19 protein-coding genes are annotated in these 15,810 nt (G+C 39.4%); 5 read left to right on the top strand and 14 right to left on the bottom strand.

What is annotated here, in order from left to right; genetic code table 11:
• Positions 1-28: 28 nt before the first annotated feature.
• On the top strand, positions 29-1,216 hold the full coding sequence (locus tag Q0A08_RS20000) for an MFS transporter (protein WP_438463224.1): 1,188 nt from the start codon (positions 29-31) through the stop codon (positions 1,214-1,216).
• 82 nt (positions 1,217-1,298) lie between these two features.
• Here Q0A08_RS20000 and Q0A08_RS19995 read toward each other — a convergent pair whose 3' ends face one another.
• The 7 genes from Q0A08_RS19995 to Q0A08_RS19965 all read right to left on the bottom strand — a co-directional run bounded on the left by Q0A08_RS19995 (position 1,299) and on the right by Q0A08_RS19965 (position 7,124).
• Complete coding sequence (locus tag Q0A08_RS19995) at positions 1,299-1,796, bottom strand: mechanosensitive ion channel domain-containing protein (RefSeq protein WP_046018508.1); 498 nt, start codon at positions 1,794-1,796, stop codon at positions 1,299-1,301.
• 139 nt (positions 1,797-1,935) lie between these two features.
• Entirely contained in the window at positions 1,936-2,595 is a 660-nt protein-coding gene (locus Q0A08_RS19990) for a LysE family translocator (RefSeq protein WP_438463223.1), read from the bottom strand.
• Positions 2,596-2,762: 167 nt separating this feature from the next.
• Positions 2,763-3,671 (bottom strand): helix-turn-helix domain-containing protein, encoded by a 909-nt coding sequence (locus Q0A08_RS19985; RefSeq protein WP_438463222.1) that lies wholly within the window; start codon positions 3,669-3,671, stop codon positions 2,763-2,765.
• Between the two features lie 73 nt (positions 3,672-3,744).
• Positions 3,745-4,557, bottom strand: a complete 813-nt coding sequence (locus Q0A08_RS19980) for a GNAT family N-acetyltransferase (RefSeq protein WP_438463221.1) — start codon at positions 4,555-4,557, stop codon at positions 3,745-3,747.
• Between the two features lie 118 nt (positions 4,558-4,675).
• On the bottom strand, positions 4,676-5,155 hold the full coding sequence (locus Q0A08_RS19975) for a pseudoazurin (RefSeq protein WP_438463220.1): 480 nt from the start codon (positions 5,153-5,155) through the stop codon (positions 4,676-4,678).
• A gap of 101 nt (positions 5,156-5,256) precedes the next feature.
• Positions 5,257-6,096: a helix-turn-helix domain-containing protein gene (locus Q0A08_RS19970; RefSeq protein WP_438463219.1), complete on the bottom strand. Its 840-nt coding sequence runs from the start codon at positions 6,094-6,096 to the stop codon at positions 5,257-5,259.
• A 95-nt stretch (positions 6,097-6,191) separates the two neighbouring features.
• Positions 6,192-7,124, bottom strand: coding sequence for a LysR substrate-binding domain-containing protein (locus tag Q0A08_RS19965; RefSeq protein WP_438463218.1), 933 nt, complete (start codon positions 7,122-7,124; stop codon positions 6,192-6,194).
• Between the two features lie 110 nt (positions 7,125-7,234).
• Here Q0A08_RS19965 and Q0A08_RS19960 point away from each other — a divergent pair, with 110 nt between their 5' ends.
• Positions 7,235-8,197, top strand: a complete 963-nt coding sequence (locus Q0A08_RS19960) for a cyclase family protein (RefSeq protein WP_438463217.1) — start codon at positions 7,235-7,237, stop codon at positions 8,195-8,197.
• Between the two features lie 90 nt (positions 8,198-8,287).
• On the opposite strand, the gene Q0A08_RS19955 is transcribed toward Q0A08_RS19960, so the two are convergent.
• The 6 genes from Q0A08_RS19955 to Q0A08_RS19930 form a co-directional block, all read right to left on the bottom strand.
• Positions 8,288-8,950 carry a LysE family translocator gene (locus tag Q0A08_RS19955; protein ID WP_438463216.1) on the bottom strand — a complete coding sequence of 221 codons (663 nt, stop codon included), beginning with the start codon at positions 8,948-8,950 and terminating at the stop codon, positions 8,288-8,290.
• 118 nt (positions 8,951-9,068) lie between these two features.
• A complete protein-coding gene (locus Q0A08_RS19950) occupies positions 9,069-9,359 on the bottom strand; it encodes an antibiotic biosynthesis monooxygenase (RefSeq protein WP_438463215.1) in 291 nt (96 codons plus the stop codon).
• A gap of 91 nt (positions 9,360-9,450) precedes the next feature.
• A complete protein-coding gene (locus Q0A08_RS19945) occupies positions 9,451-10,332 on the bottom strand; it encodes a helix-turn-helix domain-containing protein (RefSeq protein WP_438463214.1) in 882 nt (293 codons plus the stop codon).
• A gap of 186 nt (positions 10,333-10,518) precedes the next feature.
• Positions 10,519-11,427: a cation diffusion facilitator family transporter gene (locus tag Q0A08_RS19940; protein WP_438463213.1), complete on the bottom strand. Its 909-nt coding sequence runs from the start codon at positions 11,425-11,427 to the stop codon at positions 10,519-10,521.
• A gap of 51 nt (positions 11,428-11,478) precedes the next feature.
• Positions 11,479-12,189: a transglutaminase-like domain-containing protein gene (locus Q0A08_RS19935; protein ID WP_438463212.1), complete on the bottom strand. Its 711-nt coding sequence runs from the start codon at positions 12,187-12,189 to the stop codon at positions 11,479-11,481.
• 110 nt (positions 12,190-12,299) lie between these two features.
• Complete coding sequence (locus Q0A08_RS19930; RefSeq protein WP_438463211.1) at positions 12,300-13,196, bottom strand: LysR family transcriptional regulator; 897 nt, start codon at positions 13,194-13,196, stop codon at positions 12,300-12,302.
• Between the two features lie 103 nt (positions 13,197-13,299).
• Here Q0A08_RS19930 and Q0A08_RS19925 point away from each other — a divergent pair, with 103 nt between their 5' ends.
• From Q0A08_RS19925 to Q0A08_RS19915, 3 genes are read left to right on the top strand one after another with little or no spacing between them, the layout of a single operon-like run.
• On the top strand, positions 13,300-13,611 hold the full coding sequence (locus tag Q0A08_RS19925) for a putative quinol monooxygenase (protein WP_438463210.1): 312 nt from the start codon (positions 13,300-13,302) through the stop codon (positions 13,609-13,611).
• Complete coding sequence (locus tag Q0A08_RS19920; protein ID WP_438463209.1) at positions 13,608-13,835, top strand: DUF2798 domain-containing protein; 228 nt, start codon at positions 13,608-13,610, stop codon at positions 13,833-13,835. Before Q0A08_RS19925 ends, Q0A08_RS19920 begins: the two co-directional genes overlap by 4 nt.
• Complete coding sequence (locus tag Q0A08_RS19915) at positions 13,832-14,281, top strand: RidA family protein (protein ID WP_438463208.1); 450 nt, start codon at positions 13,832-13,834, stop codon at positions 14,279-14,281. Before Q0A08_RS19920 ends, Q0A08_RS19915 begins: the two co-directional genes overlap by 4 nt.
• A gap of 76 nt (positions 14,282-14,357) precedes the next feature.
• Here the strand turns inward: Q0A08_RS19915 and Q0A08_RS19910 are convergent, their stop codons facing one another.
• Positions 14,358-15,776, bottom strand: coding sequence for a phosphomannomutase (locus Q0A08_RS19910; protein WP_438463207.1), 1,419 nt, complete (start codon positions 15,774-15,776; stop codon positions 14,358-14,360).
• Positions 15,777-15,810 lie beyond the last annotated feature (34 nt).

Genomic DNA, 15,810 nt, shown 5'->3' with positions numbered 1-15,810 from the left:
ATCAATTTATTTCAGAAGAGATTAGACAATGTTAATCAATAGAAATGCTTATTCTTGGCAAACCCCCAAGCATCTCCTCATGCTGATATCTATTATCGTGCCTATGGCATTTGCTAGCTGGCAGGCACTACTGAATAACTTTGTCATTGAAAAGGCACACTTTACTGGCGCTGAGATTGGCTTATTACAAAGTGTGCGTGAGATCCCAGGCTTTTTAGCCTTTACAGCCATCTTTGTACTCTTATTTTTAAGAGAACAAAAATTTATGTTGCTCTCACTCGTTATGCTCACTCTAGGTGTGGCGGTTACGGGCTTTTTCCCTTCGGTGGCAGGGCTTTTATGTACGACCTTGTTAATGTCTATCGGCTTTCATTATTTTGAGACCTTAAAGCAGTCATTATCACTGCAATGGCTCACAAAAGAAGAAGCGCCAGAGGTATTAGGCAAGCTCATTTCTGTTGGGGCACTCGCCTCGCTCATTACCTATTCTGGGCTTTGGGTTTTATTAGAGATATTCCAACTTGAGTTTAAGTGGGTGTACCTTATTGCTGGCAGCCTCTCATTAGCCATAGTGCTATTTATCTGGTTAGCCTTCCCTAACTTTGAGGCCAAGGTGCCACAAAATAAAAAGCTAGTGCTGCGCAAACGCTACTGGCTCTATTACGCCTTAACCTTTATGAGCGGTGCGAGACGTCAAATCTTTGTGGTGTTTGCAGGCTTTTTAATGGTGGAGAAGTTTGGTTACTCGGCGTCAGATATAACGCTTCTGTTCTTGATTAACTATGCCTTTAACTGGTTATTCGCGAAAAAAATTGGCAAGTTGATTGGACACTTTGGCGAACGTAATGCCCTTATTTTTGAGTATCTCGGCTTGATACTGGTATTCGTAGGTTATGCTTTTGTAGATTCAGCGATGCTTGCCGGTAGTCTATATGTCATAGATCACTTGTTCTTTGCTTTGGCGCTGGCGATTAAAACTTACTTCCAAAAGATAGCAGACCCAGCGGATATGGCCTCGACTGCAGGCGTGTCTTTCACTATCAGCCATATTGCAGCGGTCGTGATTCCAGTGACCTTTGGTTTAATCTGGCTTGTTTCCCCTGCCAGCGTATTTTTAGCGGGAGCCGCTATGGCTGTTGCCTCATTGGTATTAGCTTTTAATATTCCAGCCAAACCAGATGAGGGTAATGAAGTACGTCGATTTAAATGGGCATAAAAGAAAACTAACACGCACACCCAAAATAAGTATCAACTAGCTTGGCTTATTTTGGGTCTTCCATCGCCTAATTAACACTTACCTAATTAACATCTATCTTGGTAGAGTCCATTTTTTTGATTACGGCTTTTTGAAGAATCAAAGTATTGGGATAAGTAATTAGATCATCACCTCGCTTTATCAATACATGAAACAAAGCAATCTCAACTATCACGCCACGAATATCATCATCTTTATCCACAACTTGAATATGATCCCCTACTCGATATGGAAAACCAAAGAAGATAATTAAACTCGCTGTAATATTACTCAAAATGGACCATTGAGCAAAAAGCGCCACGCCAAGAACAGCAAATAAAGAGGATAAAAAGATAGAAATTTGAGAGTACTCTATGCCTAAAAAAGTCACGAGTAATATCAGGTAAAAAACGATTAAAGAAAGACTTAACGTTTTGGAAATATATTTAATTCGATAAGGGCTTACCGAACGGCTGATACCAATTTTTTCGATGGTTTTAGTGGTAATACGTATGCTTATAAAGAGTGCTAATAGAATGACTGATGCAATCAGGGTATTCATTTAGATTAAGCCTTTTATTCATGCTAAACGTTATCAAAGATGATCAATCTTAGTCCTAATTTTATGCTCTGAATAGATCAAAAATTAGAAAGTTGACGAATAAAAGGCTGTTTTAAGAGTGCTTTATAGGTGTACTTTATCAGTCTTCAATACCTGCCACTTCACCCACTGCAATAAAACTCCCCATGCCCAATAAAATCGAGCCAGAGACCTTATCCTGTATTACTTGCGCATTCTTATGCTTTAACAACCAACTGGCTACCTTACTGGATGACACGGCCACTAAAATATCACAAGGCAAGGCAGTTAATGCAGCAATCATACCTAAAACAAAAAGCTGTAGCGCAATCGGGCCTGATTCAGGCACAACAAATTGTGGTAACAAAGCGATAAAAAACAAGGCAGTTTTTGGGTTAGTGACTTCAACGATAATACTTTGGATGAACACCTTTTTAAGAGGCATGCTTTTTGTCTTTTTAACAGGCAAGGCCTCATCATCAGAGCCAGAACCAGAATGTGCACGCCAGTAGTTCACCCCAAGATAAATAAGATACAAAGCACCAATTAACTTCACCATCATATACAGGGTCGGCGAATGGCTAAACAAAACTGATAAGCCTAAAACAGCAGCAGCCACATGGATTAAGCTACCAACACCGAGACCAGCAGCTGCCACTAAGCCACCTTGTACACCTTGCGCAATGGATCTTGCCATGACATATAAATTAGATGGGCCAGGAGAGAGGCTCATTAATAATGAGGTTAGAGTAAAGGCTAATAAAATTTCGATTGATGGCATTCATCGTCCTCCGATAACACATCATGGTCAGAACATCATTTTCTGAACCTGATCTAATAAGAAAGAATGAAGGTTATCTGAGAAAATATAATTAGTTAAATTAATATTATTAAATAGTCATTAATTATTTTACTAATTTAGTACTAATTAAAGAGGCGAAGAGATAGCTATGAAGAACTCACACCACCATAAACATCAATGGTAAAACCTCTTTCTTTCGCATAACGCTTTGGTGTTTGTCCTAGCTGCTTTTTTAAATGTCGAATAAGGTGTGGCTGATCACTAAAACCAAACTCAAAGGCGACCTCAACCCAATCTATGTCTTGAGCTTGTTTTTGATATAAATGCTCAAGTAAAACCTCAAGCTTATTCATTGCTTGGTATTGCTTTAGACTTAACCCTGTCACCCTGATAAAACTGCGTTCTAAGGTACGCTGTGAGCAATTAAGCCTCTCCCCTAAAGATGAGATATTCGTTGTTGAAATAAGCGGTAAAACGCTACTCACCAGCTCACTATGTCTATCCTCTTTCACTTGATTAAGCCAAGGCAGTAAAAGCTTATCCAATTGATCACAACAAAGCTCAGCTTCTTCACGAGCAAATGAGAAGAGCTCCTCAACGAATAGATTTTCTTTCGTAAACAGCTTCTCTTTAATGAGTACCTGCAACTGAGTTGCTTTAGTTTGATTTAGTACCGCTTGGCTATCGAACTCATCATTCTCATTGAGGTTCAAACGATATAAAGCGCCTGGTCGGAATTTGATACCCAAATGAACAAATGCCTGCCTATGATCAAGTTGTAAAGTTTGCTGATGCGGATATAACCAGTGGCTTCCAAAGCCAAATGAAGTACTTTTATGCCTGAGTGCCAGAGGCTCTGTTACATCCGCCTCATGTAGATCAAGCCCATAAAAATAGGCCTGATCCGAAGGCGATAATATCAAATGAGCACTTGGGTCTGGGTTGAGCTTTGGATACGGGTAACTTGTGGCGTCTTTGGTTTTTTCAATAAACCAATAACACTCTATTAAGTTACTTAATCGCTCTGACTTAGGGGCTTGTATCCAATTAATCATGTCTTGTTAATACTCGATTTTTCACCTTGGCTAATCTCCAAGCTGACATCATATTTTCCACCTGATATGCATATTAAAACTCAAATTGAATAATACGGTGAGAGGCTGAAAGCCCCGCTCTTGATATGGCTTTTTGTGCAGCCAAATTGTCTGCTTCTGTCGAACAGATACAGGCAAGTCCTTTCTTTGAAGCTATATTAGTTAAGCATTTCAGTACTTGAGTCGCCAACCCTTTTCCTCGATGTGATTGACTGACTATCATGCCTAAGTCAGCGTACTCAGTTTGTATCTCATCAAATAAACGACATTCTCCTGTTGCAACAAGCTCATCATCAAGCCAATAACCAGACAGCTCATTACGACCAATTAAATTCCCATAATAGTCGTTTAACCACGGTTCTGGGGCGCCTATATTGATTGCCGCGAAACTAACAAAACGGGCTAATTCAGACTTGTCAGCTAGCTGCATCTCTAACTCAGTTTCAAGCACGCCTTCTATTTCTTGACGATACATTAGAGCATTAACCTTGTAACTCGCTCCGTTATCTAAACACAGGTTTAAATATTGTGTTTCAGCTGTACTGACAAAGGCACCTTTTATCTCACCAATGACAGAACTATTACCTTGGCTAATGAGTTTGAATAAATCAGGTCCATGAATATTGGATTTAGGCGAAAGGTAAAATTGGATGAGATATGACTCGCTATTCACACAGCAAAAACCTTCTAACTCGTCTTCGAAATAAAAGCCAAAATGAGCACTCATAGGCACAAAACCAAAGTGCCACATGCCGTCTAAAGGACCATTCGCTTGCTCAAAAAAACCTTGTTTTAAACGGCTCAATTCAGGGTGAGTAAGGTCGTCTATAGTTTTGATTTTTAACATGCTGTTTTCCTATTATCTGAAAGAAATCTTGATAAGGAAATAATAAAAAAATAGCCTTAAGAATGATTGAATAAATACGACAACTTGATTAAATAACGTAGCAACAGCGGCTTCTAGCTTATTGAGTTACACCCTTAACTTGTTTTAAATAGCCTGTTAAGCGTTCTTTATTCGCCACAAACTTATCACTGTGTTTCTTGGCCTCTGCTTTCGCTTCTTCAAGATTTTCCAGCTTGCCAGCATAGATAACACCAAACATGCCATAGTAATAATGTGGTGCGCATTTATAGAGATAAACCCCTTCTTTATCGATAGTCACTCTCACCTTTTTACCCCGTTTTCCATGCCAGGTTGCAGCTCCTTGTGGTGTATAAACAGAGACAGAGTCATGCCCTCTATCTTGTGGAATAAAAGTCACTGTGTCGCCCACTGCAACCTCAAGCACAGCAGGCTCAAACACCATATTGCCCTGCTCAGACACATTCAACATTTTCACTTCAAAATGAGCAGATAAGACAGGTGTCGATAATAGCAATAAGGGAACCGCTAAAGTGAATAATCGATTAACTTTAGTAAACAAGGAACTAGCTTCGAACATTAATTATTTTCCATCGTAACAAAGACATACATCACAGGATGTCTAGTCATAGAGGTGTCGAAAAAACGGCTAAATTAACAAATTTTAGTTTAGCGAATTTATCATTCTACATTTTTAGTTGAAGCAAGAATCATATGGCTTTTTTTAATAAAATTGGAGGGGTGTAGACCAAACATTGTTTTAAAAGTACGAGAAAAATGTGCGGAATCTGTAAAGCCAGCTTGATGAGCTGCTTGAGTTAACGACATATCATTTTTCATCTCACAATCAATTTCATCATGGGCATGCAAGCTAGCATAAAAACAGGCATCTAATAGCCGCTGCCATAATAAATAACGACGAATAGGAATACCAACTTCTTCTTTAAATAGATGACTTAGACGCCCCGTTGACAGGTTTACAGCTTGGGCAAGTTCATCGATATTTGCTGACTTAAATTCTGTCTGAGCAATATATTGAATCAAGGTTTCTATTCTAGGTTCTAGGGCTTGTTCACAATCACTTTGAGTCAAAATAGTCATTAATTGCTCAATCGGTTTTGTGATTTTAGCCTTGATAACATCTTCGTGTTCACTCATCAGTAATTGAATAAATTGTCTTAATTGCTGCAGAAGATCATCATCTATGGCCATGATGCCAGTAGTTTGATGATGACCTAAAATATGTTTTGCTTGATGTAGTTCAGGGTCTAATAACAAGGTAACAAAGGGACCTGTTTCTGCCTTTATACTATGCTCAATATCAGCCCCAATAATCACACCGTGATAAAATTCAGACACTCTAGCTGACTGACCCTTTTCTACCCCAAGTGTAAAGGCATCGCTCATGGAAAAAGTAACCTGTAAAGCATGATGGCTATGAGTATTCGCCTCAATATCTTGTGTGATAATTAACAAGGAGTTAAGGCTCTTAAATAAAAGGTTTTTTTCAAGTTTAGGCATGATTATTAAGTAGATCCTAGCAATCAATTAAGCAAGTTAAAAAGCAGTATAGTCCTCTGACAGATTCATTATAAATAAATTAAAACTAAAGAATTTTAATCCGTATACTGCTCTGCCCATGTGCTATAGGCACTCTCATTAGACGCTTCCATTTTGGCAATTAAAAAATCAACAAAGGCTTTTACCTTTGCTGGTAAATACTCTCGATTTGGGTAAATAGCGTACACTCCCTGTTTACTGTTTCGATAGTAAGGCATCACAACCTGCAGCTCTTCAGATTCTAGCCAATTTCGTGCGATAAAATGAGGTAATTGTGTTAGCCCTAATCCTTGAGAACAAAGGCTTGCTAGCGCTTCACCATCATCAACAATATATTGCTGACAGGTATCTAGCTGTAAGGCACGCTCTCCATTGGCTAAAACAATCGGCATCAAGCGACCACTTTGCTGATACTTAAAGCGAATCCAAGGATGATCAATTAACGTTTCGGGCGTAATTTTAGGGTGTTGTTCTAGGTATGTTTTCGAAGCACAGATAACAAAATCTATAGGACTAATTTTACGTGCTACTAGATTAGTTTCGCTCACTGTTCCCGTCCGTATGGTGAGATCAATCTGCTTTTCCATCATGTCTACATAACTGTCATTAAAAGAGAGTTGAAAGTCTATATCAGGATATTGCTGTTTAAACTTTTGCAGCAAAGGCATGACATAAAGTCTGCCATAGGAGACGGGCAAATTAATCCTTAACTGGCCACGAAACTCATTGTTATCCTGACGTAACTGGTTCTCGGTTTGTTCCAGCGCCTGCAAAGTATTAACGGCTGTTTTTAAATACTCACTGCCTGCACTGGTCAGACTAACTTGACGTGTTGAACGATAAAAAAGCTTGAACGACAGCTCTTTTTCTAATCGTGCAATACTTTTACTTAAGGTGGAGGGTGACTGCCCTAACTCGTTCGCAGCCGCCGCAAAACCACCTTGCTCTACCACGCAAATAAACTGCTTTAGTAAATTAAGCTTATCCATAATATTTTTTATTCGTGAATTTTATTCACAACTGTTAATAATGAATTGCCATTTAAGCATCAATTATCTCTCATTAAAATGCTTCCATTATTTATAGCAATGGAAAAATCATGAAAAAATCATTTGTAATCAGTATTTTAGCAGCCTCACTCTCTAGTGGTTTAGTAAACGCCAATAACTTTGAGTTTATCGATATGACTCATGCCATTCCCACATTTGAGCCATCTAAAGAGGATATGACTAAGCCAAATTTAAATAAACCCATTACTAATAGCACCCCGATTGCAGGTTTTTATCAGCAAGCTATTCTTTATCCTGCAGATTTATGGCCAACCAGCGATGGCGTGTTTAGCAGTAAAGCCATCTTAATTCAGGAGCATAATGGCACAAGTTTCAACGCACCTAATCATTACATAAATAATCATGAAAGCAGTGAAGCTGGTGCCATACCTAAAAATGCTCGAAAGTCAGCAGAACAACTTACAACAAGCCAACTGACAGGAGATATCGTATTAATAGATGTCTCTAAGCGAGTCGCCAAAGAGTTAGCAAAAAATAATGGCCAACCTAGTCCATATTTAAATATCACTGATTTTTCAGACACTTCGATGGCAACTATTCGTGCTTCAGATATTCGTGCTGTTGAAGACCAAATTAAACAAGGTGTTTGGCTTGTAGGACGAGTTGGCTGGGAACAATTTTACTTTTCAGGAACAGAAGATTGGGCTAAATCAGACTACACAAATAACCTTAATCACCCAGGCTTTACCGCAGAGGCTATTGAAGAAATTATTCGAATAATGGATGAGAAGAAAATTAAGATTTCTGGGATAGCAGCAGATAGTTTCAGTACAGATTCAGGCCAAGGTGCAAAAGGGACTGATGAGAATTGGAGTAATGCTTGGCCCGCCCATGTAAGGTTATATCAACGTGATATATTGATCGTAGAAAACCTTGCAAACCTTGATAAATTAGCCGCCAAAGCGGAAGGTAACTGCGCACTTATGGTAGGTGCGCTTAAACACACAGGAGGAACTGGCGGCCCAGCGCGAGTAATGGCCGTATGTGATTAGCAAGGCAGGTTTAGCCCCTTATTTTATTAAGGGGCTAATACAAGGCTTTATCATTTGAACGAGTAGTTAGTTACCAATTATTAATTGTCATTATTTACTCGTTGCCAAACGCGCCGCAAGGCCAAGAAAGATCAGGCCTAATACCCCGTCTATATACTGCCCTAATGTTAACTTTTTCCCCAAAAAGCGCCCTAGTTGGCTAAAGGCAAAAGAAAAAGCCAGATTAATTAGAAAGACGAACAGACTTAAAATAAGGCCTAGTATCAGGATTTGTGTGGTGAGGTCGGAGCCATCATGGGTGAATTGAGGTAAAAATAAACTAAAAAATAAGAGCGCTTTAGGGTTTAATAAGTTATTGAGTAAGCCCTTATTAATCAAGCTAAAACTCGATAATTTTATGGCTTTAGAGCGCCCTTCGGCACGAGTCAGAATGTCTTGATTTTGCTCATAATTAGCGACATTTTTATACCAAGTGAGGAGCATTTTGAGGCCAATATAAGTTAGATAAGCTGCCCCGACTAATTTAACTCCTAGGGCGATAATTGGCATGGCCATCATAAGTTCACCTAGACCAAAGGCAACCAAGCTAGTTTGTACAACACCAGCCAGTAACACACCAATAGACACCATGGCACCCGCCATAAATCCCTTACTTGATGAGTAACTCGATAGCAGTAATAAATCTGGTCCTGGGGAAATCGCTAAAAAGAAAATAGCGGTAAAAAAGAGAGGTAACACACTCAAATCTAACATTAAAAATCCTTGATCTTGTTAATCATTAACCTATATCAAGGACGCCATTTAGCCACTAAGTCGAAAAAGGAGCAAGTATTAAAACCTACTCCTTAAAATCAGTTTCTTACTAAGTTGGTTAAAGCCTCGCTTTAGTAAAATATTTAATGCTAGGAGGCGTTTCAAAAAAAGCGGCCAATTGCTCCAACACACCATTTTCTTCTATGTGTTTAATATAGGCATAATGTTTTTGTACACTAAGCCACTCTTCTTCGAGTAGCATTTCCCCATTCTCATCATCAAAATAAACCGCGACTCCTAAGCAGCCATCAAAGCCTCTTACATTTGGCAAATTAGCTGCTAAGAATGACATGAGTAACTCATTTCGCTTAGCTTTTAACACACAGTTTAAAGTGACTCTTACGCTCATAATGTGACTCTCCTTTGATTGAATAAGTATTAGATTCAATCAAACTCACAAAAGAGAACTACTCAAAAAAGCCAAAAATCCTGTTTTTTTGTCAAATCAATTGTTTAAGTTGCTTTGGTGTCACCTCATAAAGCGCTTTAAAGGCCTTAATAAAATGAGAGACATTGTCATAACCTAATTCACTAGCAATCTGCGTAACACTAAAATCGGTTGTTAACAGGAGCTCATTCGCTCGTTTTAAGCGTTTCTCCTGTAGCCATTTTTTAGGCGTCGTGTCATAAAAACGTTTAAAATCTCGGGTAAAACTAGAAAGGCTACGCCCTGACAAATTCGCTATGTCATTAATAGATAAGGCAAGTACTTCAGGGCTAGACAATAAACGTTGTAGATTACGTCTTGGTCCGCCTTCCATCTGGCTCACTTGATACAAACGTTCAGAAAAGTTTTTATCTGCCATAGCTAACAAGTGCATCAGTTCAAGCAATTTTGTCTGTATAAAAGCTTGGGATAAATGCGTGTTTGATTTCAATAATAAAAGGGATTGGAAGTAATGCTGAATAGACTGATCACATTGCACTTTATCAAGATCATGGGTGCGCTTTTCTTGAAAACGAATACTGGTAAGGAATTCACTAATTAGGTTGTAATCAAAAAAGACGAGAAAAGCATTAAGGGAGTCTGTGGATTTTACAAAGTCCGAATGTAAATGCATGCCTTTTGGTAACAAAAAGGCGGTATTTTCAGTCAAGGTTAATTGCCGATTATCTGGTGTAGTCAGCACCTCTTCGCCACTTTCAATATAAACAAGACAGGGCATTGTGCTATGAAACTCAACATCCAATAGATCTTTTGAAAGCTGTTTATAAAAAATACTTGAGCTACCACTAAACAACAAAGACACATCCTGCATCTCATGTAACGCCTGAGGGATCACCAAGATATGCTTTTCACAATACTCAGCTACTGTTTTCACTTCTTCTCTCCTCCCTGATATAAAGTTGGCCCCTCCTCTTGGGAGCTTGATCAATAGAGCAACCCTATAAGCCGCAACTCTTGCCTTAAATTTCAGGCATTTTATTCTTACATTGAGGCGGGAGGACTTATTCCTAGGTTTCTCTGAATAAGCCGCCTCAAATATAGCTTTATAGCCTAACTCTTTTTACCTTTCATCGACAATCAATGTCTTTGCATCTTGAACACCAAATTCAGGCTTTAACAAGGTATGTTTTATCTGGTATTCCGCCTTCAACACTTGGTTAATGTTCGCAATAACCTCAGAGGCTTCGCTGAGCTTAAGATCCTCTTTAAAATCTAAATGCGCTTCAAGGTGTATGTCTTTGTCATTAAGCTGCCACACATGCACATGGTGTAGGTTCTCAATAGCAGCTTCCTGCATAATACTGGCTTGAATCGCCTCTACATCTAGATTTTTCGGGGTGAATTGCATCAACACTCTCAAGGTTTGAGTCAGAAGACCAAAAGATGAATAAATCAGGTAGATGGCAATCAAAATAGACAGCAAACTATCCACCCAATACGCTTGGAAGTAGTACATGCAAATCCCACCTACCATCACAGCAATCGAAGTGATCATGTCAGAAAATAAATGTAGATAAGCAGAGCGCATATTCATGTTTTCTTCTGCTTCACTTTTCAGTAAAAGCACACTAAGGCCATTCACCAGAATGCTGGCACCCGCCAATAAGATAACCCAAACGCTTTCAATTTCGACAGGCTCATTAAAGCGTAAAATCGCCTCTTTACCTAACATCAACGCGATCGCGATAAGGCTGACAGCATTAATCAAGGCAGCGATAACCTCTGCTCTTTTATAGCCAAACGTTTGCTCTGAACTGTAGTTTTTTTGCGTCAACTTATCGGCGATATAACTAATAATGAGTGCGATAACATCACTAAAGTTATGTAGGGCATCCGTGATTAAAGATAAGCTACCTGAAAAGATGCCCCCTATTGCCTGAGCCACAGTGATGAAGACATTAAGTAGGATTGAGATACCTAACTTTTTCCCTTTCATATTACCGTGATTATGATCATGCCCATGTCCCATTATATTTCCCCTTTCAATAATTTAAATGAATGTGACCTTGTGATTGCGATATCAAATGTTCGCATGTCTTATCTGGTTCACATTTTTGTTATTCGAGTGCCTTATAAAATGTTTGAAGATAAACGCCTTAAATAAAGAAAGGTCTTGTTGGTGTTTGGCATACAGGGCATCGGGGCTATCGAATAAACCAAAATCTTGGTTAATGCCTAACTTTTGAATATAAGTGTCACTTTCATTCCATGTGATCTCTGGGGCTAATAAGTCTTCAGTAAAAACACCATAACCACAAAAATTTTGTCTTTGGCTTTCAAACTTCTTCTGCAACTTGGTTAAGTAGGTGAGATCCAAAATCACCCCTTCTAAGTTGTACCAAATATCTTGATAGTTAATTTCTACCCAGGTGTGCAAAATATTTTGAGGGGCAACTTGGTACCAGATACCCGTAAACGCACCTTTTTGTAAGGCCTTATTTATGGTGAAACCATGCAAACGACAAGGGATACCTGCCGCTCTTAATAGGGCCATTAACAAGGTTGATTTGGTATTACATTGGCCAATACCGTCTTGCAAAATTTCACTGGCACTTAACTCATCTTTTTCGTTATAGCCAAATAAAATCTCGTCTCTCACATAGTTATAAATTTGGCCAATGCGCTCTTTCTCTGGCAGGGTTTTCCATTTTCTCTTTTCAATAAGAGCTTGAATATTTGAGCGATTAAAATCGAGTAGCTCAGTTTCTTGGAGATATTTTGTTTCTTTCATTTTGTCACCCTATTCATTTTTCTGCTGGGAGCTGGCTGCTCTCTATGCCCATAGAATAAAAAACAAAAGAATTGAAAACTTGTATAAACTGGCTAACCTTTAAAATAGGGCTAAGAAATCGACATGCCCTTATTGTTTGCAAAGTAGTCTTTGATATACGCAAATAAACGCTTAGCTCTGGCACTCATCAAGCGCCCATCTGGCCATACAATAAACACATCTCGGCTCACCCCCTGCCATTGCGGCAAAATACGAACTAGGCTTGTGTCATTAATGTATTGCATGACTTCAGTCTCTGGTAATAAAGAAATCCCCAAACCTTCACGTACAAACGAAGTGGCAATATTCACATCATTAACTAGGGTAGAAAGCATAGGTGGCACATTAACGGATGCACCAGTGTTTACATCAACAAGCTGCCAATGAAAAAGCGATTTAGCACCTATTAACCTATGTCGTTTTAACTCTTCTAAATTTGTCGGTGCGGGATTTTTTTCAAGATAATCAGGGGCAGCAACTATCACAGTATTAATGGCCCCTAACCGTTTTTGATACAAAGGTGAGTCTTCCTGTGGGCCTACCCTAATGGCTAAATCAGCCTTTTCTGCAATCATATCTTCTACCTGATTACTCAGAATTAACTCTAGCTGTATCTCTGGATATTCCCGCATAAAACTCACCCACATAGGCTTTAAAAAGCCAGCAGACAAATTTACTGGCGCCATCACCTTTAGGTTTCCACGCATGTCATACATATCATCACTCAAGGAGCGTTGCGTCTGTTCAAACTGGTCTACTAAATGGCTATAAGCCCGAAAGTACACCTCACCTTCTGAGGTAAGTTCAAACCGTCTCGCTGTACGATGAATTAAGCGGCATCTCACTGAATTTTCAAGCCGTTGCAGCCGCCTAGTGACAGTCGCAACAGGCATATCTAACTCCCTTGCAGCGGGCGCTAAACCTTGTTGCTGAACAATATGAATAAATAACACTATGTCGTCTAACATGATTCCATTTCCGGAATTTAAGATTGATTAATAAAGCATACACATCATAAGCGCAACAATACAAACTGAGCCTATCTTAATTACCTAGACCAAGGAGCTTTTCATGACTGACTCTCATCTTTCAAATTCATCTTTTCTATGGGTTAGCGCTGGATTGACTGTCCCTGACGATAAAAGTCCAAAAACAGCCAGTGAGGAGTTAGCGAAATTAAGATTAGCGACGATAGAAGAAGCTGGATGCTTTCAATTTGAGGTAAAGCCCCATAATGATAACCCCCGTAAATTCACCCTATGGGAAAAATGGATCAATCAAGATGCCCTGACCCAACACTTTCAAGAGCCCCATACCTTGCATTATTTATCCCTAGAGCTAACCCAAGTGGATTACATCGAAAAGCTCGGAGATACCCTATGAAACAACGAATTCTATTCGCTTTGCTCATGTCACTTTTACTTTCTTCTCTTATGAGCTGTTGGGTGACTTGGATTAATCTAGGGCTTAACAATGAGTTTTTATCACATTGGCGACAAGCCTTTCTTGGTGCTTGGCCTGTAGCAGCAATTATTGCCTTCTTTATTGGGCCAGAGATCCACAAGCTATCAATAAAATTAGCCTGTAAATGGGAGGCACTAAAATGATCGATAAGGAAACAACAAAACAGAAAATCTTAAAAAATGAAATTATTGAAAGTGACATGATGGAAAATGAGTTAGTAGTTAAACCCATTAACTTTCCTGACCTTGGCCTTCCTGCTGGCCCCTATAGCCAGGCAGTCATTCACGGCAACACACTTTATACATCTGGTATGACAGTCTTTGGCACTCAAGCTCAAACTGGTTCAATATCAGAGCAAACAAAAGAGGTCTTCAGACAAATTGAATTTATGGCAAAAGCTGTTGGCAGTAGCTTAAGCAAGCTGATTAAAGTGACTATTTTTGTCACTGATTTATCTGATATGCAAGCACTAAGGCAAACCCTCAACGATATTTATCAAACTCACCTGCCTGCAAGTTCTCTAATCAAAATAGAGTCTTTATTTTCAGCAAATCTAAACGTTGAAATAGAGGCCATTTTAGCGATTTAAGAGAAGATAAGTCATGTAAGAATAGAGAGAACCTAACGGATTACTCAGTTAGGCTCTTCATCTAAAACTAAATTAATTAGATTAATTGAATCTGTTTTAAAGCGTGATCAACTAAAGACTTAGCTTGATCAATCGATACGGACTCTGCATAGCAGCGTAGCTCTGGTGCATTACCAGATGGGCGAAAGTGCACCACATCATCGTTGGCTAATGTCATACGCAATCCATCTGTCGTATCAAGAGAAGCAAGCTTGGCATCAGAGACATTTAGGCTCTGTAAAAATGCTTCAGGCGCATCTTTCGCTTGGGCTAAAATCGCTTGGCTTTTTTGTGTCGCAAAGTTTTGAATCCTATCACTATGAGTCACTCTTTGTGGCAGCGCATTCACTAAGCTCGCTATTCCCGTTTCTTTCGCTGCTGCAAGCAGCATAAGTGCTGGCAATACGGCATCACGGGTTGGCAGTGCCTTAATGGTTTTATCATTCACTATGGCATCAGAACCTAATAAGAAGCCACCATTGGCTTCAAAACCAGCAACACTCGCATAGTCTTTCGCTAAGGATTCAAACTCTGCAATTACATAAGGCGAGCCAACCTTAGTACGAGTAATATGTTCAAACGCTTGGCTCTTCTCAATAACGGTATTACAGCTGACAGGCACAGCCAAGGCTTCAATATCCATCACATCAGCACAGATTAGACCTAGTACGTCACCGCGTAACCAATTGCCTTTCTCATCCGATACTAAAGGACGATCTCCATCCCCATCGGTAGAGAAAATAAAATCTAAGTCATATTCTGCAGACCAGTTTTTCGCTTTCAGTTTATCCGCCTCTGAAACCGCTTCGGTATCAATAGGCACAAACTCATCGCTACGCTCTAGGGCAATGACCTCAGCACCCAAGGCTTTAAACATGTCAGCATATAAATCTCTACCAGCACTTGAGTGCTCATAAATACCAACACGCTTTCCTGACAATAAAGAAGAATCAAACAAAGCCGTATAACGCTCAATATAGACAGAGGCCGCTTTATGGTTAACCACCAGTTCAGGTAAATCGGTAATAGACTCGAACTCAGCCTCTACGCTCAAAATGCCTTTTTCATCTGCCTTACTAATTTCCCCATCAGGGCGATAAAATTTAAGTCCATTACGATCAAAAGGAATATGGCTACCGGTGACCATGATACAAGGAATTTCATTTTGCATTGAGATATAAGCCAAAGCAGGCGTTGGCACCACACCATAATAAATGGCTTCAAGACCCAGTTGCTCTAGGGCCTTCACACAGGCTTGCGCCATAGCAGGGCTACTTGGTCGGTTATCAATGGCAATGGCGACCTTGTCAAAATGAAATTCGCCTTGCATACAACGAATAAAAGCATGGGTAAACGCCGCACAAGCATTAGCGCTAAACTGGGTCACTAAGCCTCGTGCACCACTTGTACCAAATTGAATACCAGACTGCTGTATTACTGTTGAACTTAGTAACATCTTTGTTTTAAATCTTGTTTAATGAATTGCTTTT

Origin of the sequence: Marinomonas sp. PE14-40 (assembly GCF_051623805.1) — a bacterium.
Lineage (GTDB): Bacteria > Pseudomonadota > Gammaproteobacteria > Pseudomonadales > Marinomonadaceae > Marinomonas.
The sequence above is the reverse complement of the archived record's forward strand: the minus strand, read 5'-3'. Positions and strand labels throughout refer to the sequence as shown.

Coding starts and splice junctions, on each gene's coding strand:
- Q0A08_RS19950 (WP_438463215.1), bottom strand. CDS start 9,359: ATGAGCGTAAGAGTCACTTTAAACTGTGTGTTAAAAGCTAAGCGAAAT.
- Q0A08_RS19980 (WP_438463221.1), bottom strand. CDS start 4,557: ATGTTAAAAATCAAAACTATAGACGACCTTACTCACCCTGAATTGAGC.
- Q0A08_RS19930 (WP_438463211.1), bottom strand. CDS start 13,196: ATGTTAGACGACATAGTGTTATTTATTCATATTGTTCAGCAACAAGGT.
- Q0A08_RS19935 (WP_438463212.1), bottom strand. CDS start 12,189: ATGAAAGAAACAAAATATCTCCAAGAAACTGAGCTACTCGATTTTAAT.
- Q0A08_RS19965 (WP_438463218.1), bottom strand. CDS start 7,124: ATGGATAAGCTTAATTTACTAAAGCAGTTTATTTGCGTGGTAGAGCAA.
- Q0A08_RS19955 (WP_438463216.1), bottom strand. CDS start 8,950: ATGTTAGATTTGAGTGTGTTACCTCTCTTTTTTACCGCTATTTTCTTT.
- Q0A08_RS19915 (WP_438463208.1), top strand. CDS start 13,832: ATGATCGATAAGGAAACAACAAAACAGAAAATCTTAAAAAATGAAATT.
- Q0A08_RS20000 (WP_438463224.1), top strand. CDS start 29: ATGTTAATCAATAGAAATGCTTATTCTTGGCAAACCCCCAAGCATCTC.
- Q0A08_RS19960 (WP_438463217.1), top strand. CDS start 7,235: ATGAAAAAATCATTTGTAATCAGTATTTTAGCAGCCTCACTCTCTAGT.
- Q0A08_RS19995 (WP_046018508.1), bottom strand. CDS start 1,796: ATGAATACCCTGATTGCATCAGTCATTCTATTAGCACTCTTTATAAGC.
- Q0A08_RS19990 (WP_438463223.1), bottom strand. CDS start 2,595: ATGCCATCAATCGAAATTTTATTAGCCTTTACTCTAACCTCATTATTA.
- Q0A08_RS19975 (WP_438463220.1), bottom strand. CDS start 5,155: ATGTTCGAAGCTAGTTCCTTGTTTACTAAAGTTAATCGATTATTCACT.
- Q0A08_RS19910 (WP_438463207.1), bottom strand. CDS start 15,776: ATGTTACTAAGTTCAACAGTAATACAGCAGTCTGGTATTCAATTTGGT.
- Q0A08_RS19925 (WP_438463210.1), top strand. CDS start 13,300: ATGACTGACTCTCATCTTTCAAATTCATCTTTTCTATGGGTTAGCGCT.
- Q0A08_RS19920 (WP_438463209.1), top strand. CDS start 13,608: ATGAAACAACGAATTCTATTCGCTTTGCTCATGTCACTTTTACTTTCT.
- Q0A08_RS19985 (WP_438463222.1), bottom strand. CDS start 3,671: ATGATTAATTGGATACAAGCCCCTAAGTCAGAGCGATTAAGTAACTTA.
- Q0A08_RS19940 (WP_438463213.1), bottom strand. CDS start 11,427: ATGGGACATGGGCATGATCATAATCACGGTAATATGAAAGGGAAAAAG.
- Q0A08_RS19970 (WP_438463219.1), bottom strand. CDS start 6,096: ATGCCTAAACTTGAAAAAAACCTTTTATTTAAGAGCCTTAACTCCTTG.